Consider the following 16,093-nt stretch of genomic DNA (forward strand, 5'->3'; position numbering starts at 1 on the left):
ATATTAAGCAATTAATATATCCTGCCAGGTTTTTAAAACCTTGCAGGTATTATAAAAAAAAACCTAACTGATTTTTGCAGTCAAAGGATCTTCTATGCTACAAAATCAACGTTTTTTTATAAGATTCCTGCCTTCGCAGGAAATCGGGAAATGAAAAGCTCACGAAAGAATTGGTTTTTGAAATATTAAGCAATTAATATATCCTGCCAGGTTTTTAAAACCTTGCAGGTATTATAAAAAAAAACCTAACTGATTTTTGCAGTCAAAGGATCTTCTATGCTACAAAATCAAAGTTTTTTTTATAAGATTCCTGCCTTCGCAGGAAATAGGGAAATGAAAAGCTCACGAAAGAATTGGTTTTTGAAATATTAAGCAATTAATATATCCTGCAAGGTTTTTAAAACCTTGCAGGTATTATAAAAAAAATACCTAACTGATTTTTGCAGTCGAAACAACTCTGATGCTACAAAATCAATATTTTTTTCATAGGAAGTATAAAACAAAAAAAACCAACTATATAGTTGGTTTTTAATGTATTAAAATACTTTATTTAAACTATTAAATAAAATAATGTTTTTGTATTTATTCTGGTTTTCTACCGTGAATTTCTTCAAAAACGGTATCAAAATTATCACGTAAATACGCACGAAGCTTTAGTCGGTAATCGTTCTTTAACCAATCGACAAAGTTGTACGTACTTTTACTAATACATTTGGTGTATCTACCAATTCTGTAATCGATATCGTCGCCAAGCATTTTTGCAAGACCAAGCGCATCATAAACATCTTCTGAATTTTCAATACAAATTTTTGCATGATGAATTATAGAACGTTCTAAAACCACTTTAGAAGATTCTCCATTGGTTACAGAAGCAATATATGTTTTCTTAATATCGAAGTACACATCTTTAGAATTAGAAAATTCTGCACGAAGTTCTTCTGGCATTTCATATCTAAAAGCTTCTTCTAGCTCTTCGTCATTTACAAGACCATCTAAATAGAAATTAGGTGTTCTAAAAATACGTTGCCAGTCTAAATCTGCTCCCCAAGGTCCGAAACGGTGTAAATTATTTCCTAAATCAATAACTTGAAAAGTCGATTTATTCTTTAAAATACGAGATCCCCTACCAATCATTTGGTAGTACAGTGTTAACGACTTTGTAGCTCTATTTAAGATAATAGCTTCCACTGTTGGTTCATCAAAACCAGTAGTTAAGATACTTACAGAAGTTAAAACGGCATCTGGAGTTTCATGAAACCATTTTAAAATAGCTTTACGTTCTTTTTTAGTATTGGTATTATCTAAGTGAGCAACAGGATAACCTGCTCTTCTAAACGTGTCATAAACGTGTAAAGAAGTATTAATACCATTATTAAAGATTAGTGTTTTCTTTCCTTTACATCTTTCTTCATACGATTGAATAAGCTTAGAAAGCATATCGGTATTGGTATATAAATCTTCCGAAGATTTCACGGTATAATCCCCATTTGCACCAACAATTAAGGAAGTTAATCCTACATTATACGAATAGACTTCCGCTTGCGCTAAAAATTCATTTTGAATAAGATGTTCTATAGTTTCTCCAACAATAAGCTCATTATAGTTATCGTTCATTGGGAGCTTAATATTAGAACTTAAAGGCGTTGCTGTAACTCCTAGAATAAAGGACTTTTCAAAAAACTTAAAAAGTTTAGTAAAAGAATTGTAATGCGCTTCATCAATAATTACTAATCCGATATCTGAAATATCTAGTTTTCCTTCTTGTAATCTATTATTTAGCGTTTCTACCATTGCAACAAAGCAACCGTATTGTTCTTGATCTTCTAGATTTGCTTTACTACTTACAATTTTATTTTCTACACCAAAACCAGTAAGCATACTCGAAGTTTGCTTACACAATTCAATTCTGTGTGTCATCACTAAAACTTTCTTCTTGTGATGTTTTAAATATTGCCTAACAATTTCTGAAAAAATAACTGTTTTTCCACCACCAGTTGGTAATTGATATAACAAATGATAGTCTTCCGGAGCATCCTCGAATGCTTTAAAAATTTTGTTAATTGCACCTCTTTGGTAGCTGTAAAGGTCTTTTCCAGCTTTATTTTCTTCTTGTTCTGTTGTTGTAATAACGTTCCCCATAGTTTTTTAAGATGTGCAAAAATAACATCTTTTTGGTGTTTTTAAAGGGTATTTGGAAAGAAAGTTAAAAAATAAATGTTAATTATTCCTTTATAATGATAATAGAGGCTTTAACTCCCTTGGCTAAATTCCATTGATTTCCAGAAATAACATCCCCAAAATCATCTAATATTTGAAACTCTGCGGTATTCGGTGAAACCTGACCGGTATCTAAAGCTAAAAAGTCGATTTTATTAATGCCATCTACTAATTTAAATTTAAAACCACTGTAGTCTGGCGTTAATAGAACAGATGTTTTTACAACATCACCATTTATAAATACGCGAATATGATCGCCATCAAAAGCACCATAATCTCTATACACTATATTGATATTCTTGGACTTTGTTGTATGATCCCCAAAAAACTGTGTGGTTGTATTCCCTCTATATTGTTGTTCCCTTTTTAATTCGGTATAACTGGCATGTTTTTTAATTCGATCTTCATATAATTCCCCAGGATTACCAAATTCTTCTTTATTAAACATAGAAAACTCTTCTTTTGGTAAATCTGTAGGTTGATTTTGTTTAGGAACAGTTAAACCATTTATATTATCTTCCTTCGGAATAATAAAACCTTGGTTATTTATAGGTTTCCCTTCTTCTTTAACTTCTTCCTGTATTTCTCCTTGTTCACTTTCTATAACAGGAATAGTAACGGATTTTTGCTCACTATCTATTTGCGCTTGAAGCGTAAAACTGAATAAACATAAAATAATTAAAAAGAGTAATCGCATAATATATTGGAATAATTCTATTCTCTGATTTCAAAAATCGTTCCTAAGTTTCAAATTTCCTATTTAAATATACTCTTTTTGATTTATTTAACTACTTACTGCGCTTTTTCCCTATGCTTCTACTCTCTTTAACGTAAACAAATCGATTCGTTTATGTTAAAAAATGTTAAATTACTATTATGTATTACCTAGTACTGTAACAATTTGAAATATGTGTCGTCTATTAGGTATAACAATCAAAAAACATATATCATGAGAACTTTAAACAACAATCAATTATCAGGAACATTAAATAACACAAAAAGTCATGCTTGGAACAGTAAAAGACGTTTTAGATAATTATTTCATAAAACCACATCAATCTATCAATCCATCAAAAAACAAATATTATGAGAACTTTAAACAACAACCAATTATCAGGAACATTAAGTAACACGAAAAGCTATGCTTGGAACAGTAAAAGACGTTTCAGATAAGCATTAAGTAAATCATCCTTCAAAAAATCATTAATCAAAAAACCACCAGAGTTATGAGAACATTAGCAAAATTATCTAAAAAAGTAAGTGGTATTGTAGAAGAGCAAAACCTTGTAAATAGACATGTTATTCGTTTTTGTAACTCGAACACTACCCTTTGGAAAGGAACCAGCAGGTTCGCACATTAAAAGAATTAGTCACTCTTTAAAAAGCCAGTTAACAAACTATGTTAACTGGCTTTTTTTTGCTTTGTATGTGATCTTACAAAACAAATAGCTCTTCTCTTTATTTTAAAGAGGAGTTAAAATAATTCATTTTAAGCGTGTATTTTATACTAACTCTCCGATTCCGTAAAAACGGAACCACCTCTCTTTAACAAAAGAGAGGAGCCGGTTCTTAGAAAAAATTCTGTAAACATGTGGCTCTCCTCTTATTTAAAGAGGAGAATGAATTCTAGTTTTCCTTAGAAAATTGGAAGAAAGAGCAGTTAAAGCAATTCATTTTAAGTGTATATTTTATACTAACTCTCCGATTCCGTAAAAACGGAACCACACCAGTAAAGACTTTAATCTTGCTATGTACAAAAATTACGGTATTGTTTTTGTGAATAGCTACATCTATTAATCTTAAATATTTACTAGCATGAGATACTCAAAATCTTCACCAACAGTAAATGCAGGTTCTATGGCAGACATTGCATTTTTATTATTAATCTTCTTTTTAGTAACCACCACAATAGCTTCCGATGAAGGCATAAACAGGAAATTACCCAGAGAATGTCCACCAAATGTGAATTGTTCTGTAGATTTAAACGAACGAAATGTATTGCGAATTGTTCTAAATGGAAAAGATGAAATTCTTATTGAAAATGAATTAGTACCCCTTCAAAAGGTGAAAAATGTAACCAAAGATTTTATTGATAATAATGGAGAAAATACTTGTTTGTATTGCAACGGAAAACAATTAGTTCATGGTTCAGACAAACCTACCGAAGCTGTTATTTCTCTTCAAAATGATAGAAGTACAAGCTATAACCTTTTTGTACAAGTACAAGATGAAATCACAAAAGCATATTATGAATTACGAAGCACCTACAGTAAAAATAAATTCCGCAAAACAGAAGACAAATTAACGCCGAGAGAAATGAAGGAAATTAGAGAAGCTTATCCTTTTAGAATAAGTGAAGCAGAGACGAAATAAGGAGAGAAGAATGGTTTTATCCTTGTTTTAAATTAAGAAAATTGCTTCGCATTTTAAGCCAAACTCTCCGAATTTATTTTCAATAAATCCACCTCTCTTTACCTAAAGCGAGGAGCACATTCTAATTATAATTATATTTGCGAGTTACCAAACACTTTCGTTTAACAGTAGTTGCAATTCAAAAAAAAAAAAGCCTAGATTAAAAATCTAGGCTTTTACATATATTAGTATTACTATTTACTCTGTGATTCCTTCCAAATCCAAGAAAAAACTATACATTAAAGCAGTACGTTTATATCGCTCGAATCTCCCAGAAGCACCTCCATGTCCATTTTCCATATTACAGTCCATAAGCAATAGATTATCATCTGTTTTTAAGGCTCGTAATTTTGCAATCCATTTTGCAGGTTCCCAATATTGTACTTGACTATCCCAATATCCCGTTGTTATTAATATATTAGGATATGCTTTTGCTTCCACATTATCATAAGGCGAATAGGATTTCATATAATCGTAGTATTCTTTAATTTTCGGATTTCCCCATTCGTCAAATTCAAAAGTAGTTAACGGAATAGATTCATCTAGCATTGTAGAAACAATATCAACAAAAGGCACTGCTGCTACTACGCCATTCCATAATTCTGGTTTCATATTCAAAATTGCTCCCATTAATAACCCTCCTGCACTTCCACCCATAGCATATAGATGATCGCTATTGGTATATCCTTCGGTTATTAAAAACTCGCCACAATCTATAAAATCGGTAAAGGTGTTTTTCTTTTTTAATAGTTTCCCGTTTTCATACCACTGGCGTCCCATTTCTTGTCCGCCACGAATATGCGCAATCGCGTACACAAATCCACGATCTAATAAACTTAAACGCGAAGAATTAAAATCAGCATCCATACTAGCGCCGTAAGAACCATATGCATACAGCAATAACGGATTCTTTCCGTTTTTATCTAAGCCTTTTTTATAGACTATAGAAACTGGAATTTGCGTACCATCTTTAGCGGTAGCAAATTTACGCTCAGAAACATAGTTATCGCTTGAAAAATTAGGATCTAGAACTTCTTGTTGTTTTAAAACTACCGAAGTTTTGGTGTCCATATCATATTCAAAATCGGTATCTGGAGTGGTTAACGAAGAGTAATTATATCGCAATATATTGGTATCAAAATCTAAATTAGAAGTTATATACGCTAGATAGGCAGGATCGTTAAAAGGAATGTAATGCTCCTCTCCTTTCCATTTTTTAACGCGAATATTAATTAATCCAGCTTTACGCTCTTCTACAACTAAGTAATTTTTAAAAAGTTCATAACCCTGAAGATAAACATCACTTCTATGCGGAATAACATCGACCCAATTTTCTTTTGTAGTCTTTGAAACTGGTGTTTTTACTAATTTAAAATTTTTAGCATCTAAATTGGTACGAATATAAAAATGGTCTTCAAAATGATCTGCTTGATATTCTAAAACTTTTTCACGAGGCTGAATTACTTTCCAATCCCCATTTGGCGTATTGGCATCTAGGTATTGCATTTCTGTAGATAGCGTTTGCATACTCCCAATAAATATATAGGCTTTAGATTTAGATTTCCAAACAAAACATCTGTAGGTATCCTCTTTTTCTTCAAAAACCAGCTCGTCTTGTGCTTGATCTGTACCTAAAACATGCTTAAAAATTTTATTCGAGCGTAATGTTTCTGGATCTTTTGTGGAATAAAAAATAGTTTTATTATCATTAGCCCAAGTTGCGCCACCACTAGTATTACTTAATTTATCTGCTAAGAGTTTTCCTGTTTTTAAATCTTTAAAATAGATCGTGTATTGACGTCTTGAAATAGTATCAATAGCAAAAGCTATTCGCTCATTATTCGGACTCACAGCTTGAGGGCCAAAACCATAATAAGCAAATCCTTTTGCCATTTCTGGTCCGTGAAGCATAATTTCTTCTGTAGCATTTTCTGCAACTTTCTTTCTGCAATATAAAGCGTAATCTCCTCCTTCTTCATATCGTGTATAATAGGAATACCCATTATCTGTTACTGGAACGGAGGCATCGTCTTTTTTAATCCTACTAACCATTTCATCATAAAGTTTTTCTTGAAACGCATCGGTATGCGCCATAGTTTTAGCTGTATATTCATTTTCTTGATGTAAATAATCTAAAACATCTTGCGTTTGTGCATCTGGAGTTTCTGCATTTTTTTGTGCATCACTTAAACGCATCCAGAAATAGTTATCTGTTCTAGAGTCACCGTGTGTGATTATTTCTTTCGGGATTATTTTAGCGACAGGAGCTTCTGTAGTTTTCTGTCCCATAAGTTCTTCTTTGTTTTTGCAGCCAACAAAAACGAACAAAAAAGCAAATAGATAATAGATAGGTGTTTTCATATTATATAAGGGGGATTAATATTTCAAATAAATTTAGTGAATTAATAATAAAAAAAATGTAATTCATTAAAAATCAAGTATAAACACGTGTTTCTAATAACATTTACTACAGAATCTATTTCCTGTTTATAAAAAGAAAGACATTATTATAACAAAAATAAAAACCAACAGACATACCCTTGACTTTTAGTTTTTAGGGCTTCTTTACTTTTATTATCAAAACCATGCGCTCTAAATCTTTCTAGTTCAGATCGAGAAAAAGGCTCTTCTTTATATTTAGGTGTAGGCGTAAAAAAAGGCAAAAAGAAAAAAACCATCCACTCTTCATGCGTGAGTGCTGCCTTTTTTCTTTTTACCTCGTTTTCTTATTTTTAATCTTTATTACTTTCCAAAATCTAATACGCCAACAACTTCAGCAATTCTCCTTCAAACTTATCACGTGATAAATATTGATCTTCTAACTGATTGATAAACGGAATTGGTGTTTCCATACTAGCCACACGTTTTACTGGAGCATCTAATTCTTCAAAGCAATTTTCCATAATTAAGGCTGAAATATCACTTGCTATTCCACCAAAAAGAGAATCTTCTTGCAAGATAATTGCTTTACCCGTTTTCTTTACGGAAGCATAAATAGCTTCGGTATCTAAAGGTTGCAGTGAGCGTAAATCGATAACATCTGCTTGTATATTGCTATGTTTATCTAGAGTATTTAAAGCCCAATGTACTGCTGCGCCATAAGAGATTACAGTAATGTCATTTCCTTCTCTTAAAAGAGAAGCTTTACCAAGTGGTAATGTAAAATAATCGGTTGGTACTTCTTGACGAATACTTCTATATAAAGCTTTGTGCTCAAAGAATAACACAGGATTAGGGTCGTTAATTGCGGTTGCCAAAAGTCCTTTAGCATCATAAGGAAACGCTGGATAAACTACTTTTAAACCTGGTGTTTTAGTAAACCAAGCTTCATTGGTTTGGCTATGAAAAGGTCCTGCAGCAACTCCTGCTCCACAAGGCATTCTTAGCACAACATCTGCATTTTGATTCCATCTGTAATGGCTTTTTGCTAAATAATTTACCACAGGATTAAATCCGGAAGTAACAAAATCTGCAAACTGCATTTCTACAACACTTTTAATTCCCGCTATAGAAAGTCCCATTGCTGCTTCTACAATTGCAGATTCACAGATTGGTGTGTTGCGCACTCTATCTTTACCAAAGGCTTCTACAAAACCATCTGTAATTTTAAAAGCGCCACCATATTCTGCGATGTCTTGTCCCATGATTACTAAATCATCATGACGTTCCATGCTTTGTTTTAAACCTTCGGAAATAGCATCAATTAAACGTAATTCTTCCGACTTATTACTTGGTGTAATTTCTTGATAATCAAAATCTTGATACACATCCTTTAACTCTTCCTTTTCAGAGGCAACAATCGCTTCTTCTGCGCCTGCTTGGTCTAAAGCTTCATTTATTTCGTGTACGATTTTTTCCTTTATAGCGACCTCAAAAGCTTCGTCTATAATACCTTCATTTTTTAAAAACTCCTGATAATTTTCTAAAGGATCTTTCTTTGCCCAAGCATCTAATAGATCTTGAGGCACGTATTTTGTTCCGCTAGCTTCCTCATGTCCGCGCATTCTAAAGGTCTTAAATTCTAGTAAAATAGGACGAGGATTTTTACGCATGTCTTCCGCTAAAGCGTTCACTTTAGTATATACTTCTAAAATATTATTTCCATCAAGGATATGACTTTCCATACCATAACCTAAAGCGCGATCTGCTAAATCCTTGCAATTATATTGCTCGCTAGTTGGTGTAGATAAACCATAACCGTTATTCTCTATGCAAAATAAAACAGGCAATTGCCAAACAGAAGCTACATTTAAAGCCTCGTGAAAATCTCCTTCACTAGTTCCGCCTTCTCCAGTAAAAACAGCGGTAACTTGATTTTTATTTTGTAATTTACTTGCCAAAGCAATACCATCTGCAACCCCTAATTGCGGACCAAGATGTGAGATCATACCCACAATATTATATTCTTGTGTTCCAAAGTGAAAACTACGGTCTCTTCCTTTTGTAAATCCGCTAGCCTTACCTTGCCATTGTGCAAAAAGCCTGAATAATGGGATTTCCCGCGTTGTAAAAACAGCAAGATTTCTGTGCATGGGCAAAATATACTCTTCTGCTAACATGGCTTTTGTAACCCCAACAGAAATAGCTTCTTGACCAATACCAGAAAACCATTTAGAGATTTTTCCTTGTCTTAATAGAATGAGCATCTTCTCCTCTATCAGCCTAGGCTTGAGCATACTCTTATATAAATCGATTAAGGTTTCCTTTTTTAAACCTTCTTTATTGTAGCTAATTATAGCTTTAGAAAACGTTTCCAATACCTTTATTTTTATATATCAAATGTAAGTAATTTTTAATGTTATGCCACTTTTTAGTTTAATTTTACTCAAGATTTTCGTTACATTTGTAATTCGACTTATAAAATAATGATTATGGATAGAATACCTAGTGTGAACCTGAACGACTTTGTTTCAGGAGATCCAGCAAAAAAGCAAAAATTTGTAGAAGAAATTGGTAAAGCTTATGAAGACATAGGTTTTGTTGCGCTTAAAGGACATTTTTTAGACGATACTTTAGTAGATAATTTATACGGAGAAGTAAAAAATTTCTTTGACCTTCCTGTAGAAACGAAACGTAGTTATGAAGTACCAGGTATTGGTGGACAACGTGGTTATATTTCTTTTGGAAAAGAAAGTGCTAAAGGAAAAAAAGAAGGGGATTTAAAAGAGTTTTGGCATTTTGGACAGTTTGTAGAAAATGATCCAAAACTAGAAGCAGAATATCCTGCAAATGTTTCTGTTAACGAATTACCAGCATTTACCAAAACCGGTAAAGAAACCTATAGAATGTTAGAGAAAACGGCGAAATACGTTTTACGTGCTTTAGCTTTATACTTAAATTTAGAAGAAACCTATTTTGATAAATATATACATAATGGGAATTCTATTTTAAGACCAATTCACTATCCTCCTATTATTAATGAACCTAAAAATGCAGTTCGTGCAGCAGCACATGGTGACATTAATTTAATTACGCTTTTAATGGGAGCGCAAGGAAGAGGTTTACAAGTACAAAAGCATGATGGAGAATGGATAGATGCCATTGCAGAACCAGATGAATTAATGATAAATGTTGGAGACATGCTTTCTCGTCATACCAACAATAAACTAAAATCTACAATACACAGAGTAATAAACCCGCCAAGAGAACTTTGGGGAACTTCTCGCTATTCTATGCCGTTTTTCATGCATCCTATAAGTGATATGAAATTAGATGTATTAGAAAGCTGTATTGATGAAGATAACCCAAAGCAATATGAAGATATTACTGCTGGTGCATTTTTACATGAACGTCTTGTGGACTTAGGACTTATAAAAAAATAAGTAGGCAGTATTCAGTAGGCGGTGTTTACTCTAACACGCGACTGGAGACTGCCTACTAAACACTAAAAAATATGGATTTACAAGACCAACTTAAAAACTTGTTTCCAGATCATGTAGATGAAACTCCGAAAGAAGTAGATGCTAATAAAAATGATATTTGGCTTCAAGACGATCCTATTCTATGTAAATACGAAAAGCGTAAGGGAAAACCCATTACTATTTTAGAGGGATATACTGGAGCAACCGAAGATTTTAAAGCTTTAGCAAAAGAGCTTAAAACCAAACTAAGTGTTGGCGGAAGCTTTAAAGATGACAAAATTATCATTCAAGGAGATTATAGAGATAAAATCATGGCAATGCTTAAAGAAAAAGGTTTTAATGTAAAACGAGTTGGCGGATAAATGACAGAGAACATCTTACATATTACAAATGGTGGTAATCTAACCAGCTATTTAAGAGACCTAAGCTATCCCGGAGATTTTTTAACTTGGCACGAAATGTTATGTGAAGGTCCGGCAAATCGTCTTATTAATTCGGATGCATTTATAAAAGTTAGAAAAGACTTTTTAAAAGCATCTTATGCTATTGAAGTCGATGAAGCTCAATATAAAAAAGAACTACATAAGCTAGACGATACAGATAAATATACTGAAATTGTATTGTGGTTTGAATACGATTTATTTTGCCACATCAATATGTTGGCTGTGCTTAGTCTTTTAAATGAAAAGAAAATAAAAACACCAATTACTTTAGTTTGTAGTGGTAGAATTGCGAATGAAGATAGCCTAAAAGGTTTATGTGAACTTACGCCAGAGCAACTAGACAATCATTTTAAAAATAGAATAAAACTAAAGGAATCAGATAAAGATATCGCGGTTAGTATTTGGCAAATCTATTGTGGTACCGATCATAATTTATTGAAGAAATACATCACTAAAAAGTCCTCTTTTGAATATTTAGGTATTTGCCTGAAAGCGCATTTAGAACGTTTTCCTGATTCTAAAAACGGACTGAGTACTTTAGAACAAAATATTTTAAGCTTAATAGATAAGTACGAAATAAAATCGAAACATCATTTATTAGGATACGCTTTAAACTACCAAGGCTATTATGGGTTTGGCGATATACAATTAATGCGAATAATAGAAAACCTTGCGCTATTTTATATAGAAGAAAAGGACTCTATAAAGTTAAATAGAAAAGGACACGAAGTACTGCTTAATCATCATAATTTTGCTTCCGAAATAAATGATAATATGATTTATGGTAACGTAAACCGATTGGACTTTCAGTTTAACAAAAAAGAAAACAAACTTATAAAAACAATAACACATGGCAATTAAAGAATCGGAACTGATATTAAATCCTGACGGAAGTGTATATCATTTAAATTTAAAACCACAACATATTGCTAATGACATTATTTTTGTTGGAGATCAAGATCGAGTGGCAAAAATCACCGAGCATTTTGATAGTATTGAATTTTCTATTCAAAAAAGAGAGTTTAAAACCCAAACCGGAGTCTATAAAGGAAAACGAATTACTGTAATTTCTACAGGAATTGGTCCAGACAACATCGATATTGTACTTAATGAATTAGATGCTTTAGTAAATATCGATTTACAAACAAGAAAACCAAAAGAAATACTTACGAGTCTAAATATAGTGCGTATTGGTACTTCTGGCTCGCTTCAAAAAGATATTCCAGTAGATTCCTTTGTCATGAGTACGCATGGTTTAGACTTAAATGGCATGCTTCATTTTTACCAATTAAATAATATCACAAATCCAGAAATAGAAGATGCCTTTATTGCATTTACAAATTGGAGTGAAAATAAAGCAAGACCTATCCTTATAAATAACAGTAAAAAGTTAGAAGCCTTACTAGACAGCGATAAAATACATAAAGGAATCACAGCTACAGCTGGAGGATTTTATGGTCCGCAAGGTCGCGTTTTACGTTTACCACTCGCAGATACCGCATTAAATAACAAAATGGATACTTTTAATTTTAAGGGTTTTAGAGTTACCAACCTGGAAATGGAAACCTCTGTTATTTATGGTTTATCTAAGCTGCTTGGTCATCATGCTTTATCTATGAACGCTATTATTGCAAACCGTGCAACTGGCGAATTTAGCGAAGATCCTAAGGCAGTAGTTAACAACCTGATAGAATATACTTTAAACAAAATAGTAGCGTATTAATTTCATTTCTGATTGTAACAGACAGGTTCTTGAAATGAACGCTTTCGCGGAAAAAATATGAAGACAGTAAAAATTGGTGGTGTACCAGAACATTTTAATTTAGCTTGGTACCTTACACTTAAAAATGGCGAATATAAAGACGAAGATATTAATCTTCGTTGGAAAGATTATTTTGGTGGTACCGGACAAATGTGTACAGCGCTTCGGGAAGGCGAAATAGATTTAGCGGTAATACTTACCGAAGGAATTATAAAAGATATCATTGACGGAAACCCAAGTACCATTGTACAAACCTTTGTAGAATCGCCATTAATTTGGGGAATTCACGTTGCAGAGCATTCCAATTATAAAACAGTAGAAGACTTAAAAGGAACTAAAGCTGCCATTAGTAGATATGGTTCTGGGTCGCATTTAATGGCGTACATTAATGCGCAAAAGAATAATTGGGACTTAGATAAAGATCTTGATTTTGAGGTTATTAAAAACTTAGATGGCGCTGTAGAAGGTCTAACCAACGACAAAGCCGATTACTTTATGTGGGAGAAATTTACCACGAAACCTTTAGTAGATGATGGTACCTTTAGACGTATCGCTAACTGCCCTTCGCCCTGGCCTTGTTTTGTTATTGCAGTAAGAACCGAGTTTTTAGAAAACAATAAAGACGATGTAAAAACCATTTTAGATATCATTAATAACACCACCAGTGAATTTAAAGATATTCCTTCTATCGATAAAACGATAGCGAATCGCTACGATCAAAAATTAGAAGATGTTCAAGAATGGTTAAGTTTAACCGAATGGTCGCAAGAAGTGATCGATGAAAAAACAATAGACAACGTACAAGAAAAATTATTTGATTTAGATATCATTCCTGAAAAATGGAAATACAAACAATTAGTTACAAAACTATAAACCGCAAAATTCTACTAAGAGTGCGCATTTCAACCTTAAAAACCTGCTGTTTAACCACTTAATTATTTAAGACTGTTAATTTTTGTTAACTTTAATTAACTAAAATCGTATATTTGCCATCCAAACCTACAAATATTAAATTAGTTTCTTATGCTATCAACAATTACATTTCTTATTATTTCTTTAGTTTTAATCAACTTTATGCTATTAGCATTTAGCTGTAATAAAACAACAAAACGCTTAAAAGCTTTAGATAAAAACAAAGACGTAGTTAGTGTAAGACCTACCAAAACAAAGGTTTCAAGCCAACTTGCTCCAACTGGCAGTTAGTCTTACTAAAATGCTTACTACCAAACCAATACCCTCGATTAGCACTTAATGGAGAAGGATGACCTGAAGTTAAAATAGTATGCTTTTTTTCGTCTATCAACTTCGCTTTCTTTTTAGCAAATCCGCCCCATAGTAAAAACACCACATGCTCTTTTTCTGCACTTATTAACTTAATTACACTATCTGTAAACGTTTCCCAACCTTTTTTTTGATGACTTCCTGCTTGATGTGCTCTAACCGTTAATGTAGCATTTAATAATAAAACACCTTGTTTTCCCCAAGCTTCTAAATTACCAGAATTAGAAACTACATGTCCTACATCACTTTCCAACTCTTTATAAATATTTTTTAAAGAAGGCGGAATCGCAATACCAGCATTCACACTAAAACACAAGCCATTCGCCTGACCCACATCATGATACGGGTCTTGACCTATAATAACCACCTTCAAATCTTCAAAAGTACATAAATTAAAGGCATTAAAAATAGCTTCCTTTTTAGGGAAACACTCGTACTGTTCATATTCATCTTCCACAAATTCCATTAAAGATTTAAAATAAGGAGCATGAAACGTTTCCTTTAAATGTGCTTTCCAACTAGAATCTATATTATATTGCATCTTTTTATCCAAATTTTAAGAAAGTCTAAAATAATACTATCTTTAAACTTGATACCCTTTTTAGCATTTAATTATATATGAAAAAACTAAAATTTCCTTCTGCTCAAACCATTTTATTCATAATAGCTGGTTTAGTTACCTTATTAACTTGGGTTATTCCTGCTGGTAAATACGAAACTTTAGGCTACAATAAAGACGATAATACATTCACTAGAATTAGCATAGATAATTCGGAAACCATTCCTGCAACGCAGGATAATTTAGAAACACTAAATATCAAGATTCCACTAGAGAAATTCACAAATGGCGATATTTACAAACCTATAAACATACCTAATACGTATCAGAAACTAGAATCCAAACCACAAGGTGTTTTAGCATTTATAAAATCACCAGTAAAAGGGATTATAGAGGCTGCAGACATCATTTTCCTTGTTTTAATTATTGGAGGTCTCATTGGTATTATTAATAGTACCGGTGCTTTTGATGCGGGAATAAACTGGCTCGCCAATGCATTTAAAGGGCGAGAGTTTATCCTTATTATTTTAGTTACCACATTGGTCGCAGCTGGAGGAACTACCTTTGGCTTTGCCGAAGAAACCATTGCCTTCTTCCCTATTCTAATTCCCGTGTTTTTAGCAGCAAAATATGATGCTATGGTTGGTATCGCTTGTATCTTTTTAGGAAGTTCTATCGGTACGATGTGTTCTACTATAAATCCGTTTAGTACTATTATAGCAAGTGACGCTGCAGGAATAGCGTGGACCACAGGACTTGGCGGAAGACTATTTATGTTAGTTGCCTGCTTAACCATTGCATTAATATACATTATTCGCTATGGTAAACGTGTGCAAAAAGATCCTACAAAATCTATAATTTACGACCAACAAGAACAAATAGCAGCATTATTTTCACATGGAGACGCAAAAATTATAGCCTTTACAACCCGTTTACGTCTATCCTTAATTGTATTTGCCCTTTGCTTTATCATCATGATTTACGGCGTTGTTGCTCTAGAATGGTGGTTCGTAGAAATGACAGCAACCTTTTTAGTAGGCTCGATTCTTATTGGTTTTATTGCCAAAATTAAAGAAACAGATTTTATAGACACCTTTGTAAAAGGCGCAGGTGATTTATTAGGTGTTGCACTAATTATTGGTATTGCTCGCGGTGTAACCGTTATTATGGCCGACGGATTAATTAGTGATACCCTTTTACATTATGCAAGCTCGATGACGCAAGACATGAACAAAGGAATTTTTGCAAGTGCCATGACTGCAGTCTACGCCGGACTTTCCTTTTTTATTCCAAGTAGTTCTGGGATGGCAGTTTTAACCATGCCAATCATGTCGCCATTAGCAGATAGCGTTGGTATTGGTAGAGAAATTGTAGTAAATGCATATCAATACGGTATGGGACTTTTCTATTTTGTGAATCCTACAGGTTTAATTTTAGCCTCGCTAGCAGTAGTAAAAGTTGGTTTCAACAAATGGTTAAAATTCGTGATGCCTTTATTCATCATACTAATAGTCTTTACTTTAATAGTTATGACCGTTTCTAGCTATTTGTAAATAAC

The 16,093-nt window shown here is 32.9% G+C and carries 13 protein-coding genes; 8 read left to right on the top strand and 5 right to left on the bottom strand.

From position 1 onward, the window contains the following. Positions 1-582: 582 nt before the first annotated feature. Both ACVCZW_RS00580 and ACVCZW_RS00585 read right to left on the bottom strand, forming a co-directional pair. A complete protein-coding gene (locus ACVCZW_RS00580; protein WP_452230030.1) occupies positions 583-2,139 on the bottom strand; it encodes a DEAD/DEAH box helicase in 1,557 nt (518 codons plus the stop codon). An 82-nt stretch (positions 2,140-2,221) separates the two neighbouring features. After that, complete coding sequence (locus ACVCZW_RS00585) at positions 2,222-2,914, bottom strand: hypothetical protein (RefSeq protein ID WP_452230031.1); 693 nt, start codon at positions 2,912-2,914, stop codon at positions 2,222-2,224. A gap of 529 nt (positions 2,915-3,443) precedes the next feature. On the opposite strand from ACVCZW_RS00585, the gene ACVCZW_RS00590 reads away from it, so the two are divergent. Both ACVCZW_RS00590 and ACVCZW_RS00595 read left to right on the top strand, forming a co-directional pair. Beyond that, positions 3,444-3,578, top strand: a complete 135-nt coding sequence (locus tag ACVCZW_RS00590) for a hypothetical protein (RefSeq protein WP_452231373.1) — start codon at positions 3,444-3,446, stop codon at positions 3,576-3,578. 454 nt (positions 3,579-4,032) lie between these two features. Further along, complete coding sequence (locus tag ACVCZW_RS00595) at positions 4,033-4,590, top strand: ExbD/TolR family protein (protein ID WP_452230032.1); 558 nt, start codon at positions 4,033-4,035, stop codon at positions 4,588-4,590. 237 nt (positions 4,591-4,827) lie between these two features. Here ACVCZW_RS00595 and ACVCZW_RS00600 read toward each other — a convergent pair whose 3' ends face one another. Beyond that, complete coding sequence (locus tag ACVCZW_RS00600) at positions 4,828-6,990, bottom strand: S9 family peptidase (protein WP_452230033.1); 2,163 nt, start codon at positions 6,988-6,990, stop codon at positions 4,828-4,830. Positions 6,991-7,385: 395 nt separating this feature from the next. Further along, positions 7,386-9,305 carry an alpha-ketoacid dehydrogenase subunit alpha/beta gene (locus tag ACVCZW_RS00605; protein WP_452231400.1) on the bottom strand — a complete coding sequence of 640 codons (1,920 nt, stop codon included), beginning with the start codon at positions 9,303-9,305 and terminating at the stop codon, positions 7,386-7,388. 195 nt (positions 9,306-9,500) lie between these two features. On the opposite strand from ACVCZW_RS00605, the gene ACVCZW_RS00610 reads away from it, so the two are divergent. From ACVCZW_RS00610 to ACVCZW_RS00630, 5 genes are all read left to right on the top strand, one after another. After that, positions 9,501-10,451: an isopenicillin N synthase family dioxygenase gene (locus tag ACVCZW_RS00610; RefSeq protein ID WP_452230034.1), complete on the top strand. Its 951-nt coding sequence runs from the start codon at positions 9,501-9,503 to the stop codon at positions 10,449-10,451. 71 nt (positions 10,452-10,522) lie between these two features. Then, positions 10,523-10,852, top strand: coding sequence for a translation initiation factor (locus ACVCZW_RS00615; protein ID WP_452231374.1), 330 nt, complete (start codon positions 10,523-10,525; stop codon positions 10,850-10,852). Next, positions 10,853-11,794, top strand: coding sequence for a DUF1835 domain-containing protein (locus ACVCZW_RS00620; protein ID WP_452231375.1), 942 nt, complete (start codon positions 10,853-10,855; stop codon positions 11,792-11,794). Next, complete coding sequence (locus tag ACVCZW_RS00625; protein WP_452231376.1) at positions 11,784-12,656, top strand: nucleoside phosphorylase; 873 nt, start codon at positions 11,784-11,786, stop codon at positions 12,654-12,656. Before ACVCZW_RS00620 ends, ACVCZW_RS00625 begins: the two co-directional genes overlap by 11 nt. Positions 12,657-12,713: 57 nt before the next feature. Continuing rightward, entirely contained in the window at positions 12,714-13,568 is an 855-nt protein-coding gene (locus ACVCZW_RS00630) for a substrate-binding domain-containing protein (RefSeq protein WP_452231377.1), read from the top strand. 283 nt (positions 13,569-13,851) lie between these two features. Here ACVCZW_RS00630 and ACVCZW_RS00635 read toward each other — a convergent pair whose 3' ends face one another. Then, a complete protein-coding gene (locus ACVCZW_RS00635) occupies positions 13,852-14,517 on the bottom strand; it encodes a uracil-DNA glycosylase (protein WP_452231378.1) in 666 nt (221 codons plus the stop codon). 77 nt (positions 14,518-14,594) lie between these two features. On the opposite strand from ACVCZW_RS00635, the gene ACVCZW_RS00640 reads away from it, so the two are divergent. Beyond that, positions 14,595-16,088 (top strand): YfcC family protein, encoded by a 1,494-nt coding sequence (locus ACVCZW_RS00640; protein WP_452231379.1) that lies wholly within the window; start codon positions 14,595-14,597, stop codon positions 16,086-16,088. Positions 16,089-16,093: the final 5 nt, after the last annotated feature.

The sequence above is a fragment of the Lacinutrix sp. MEBiC02595 genome (assembly GCF_053601555.1).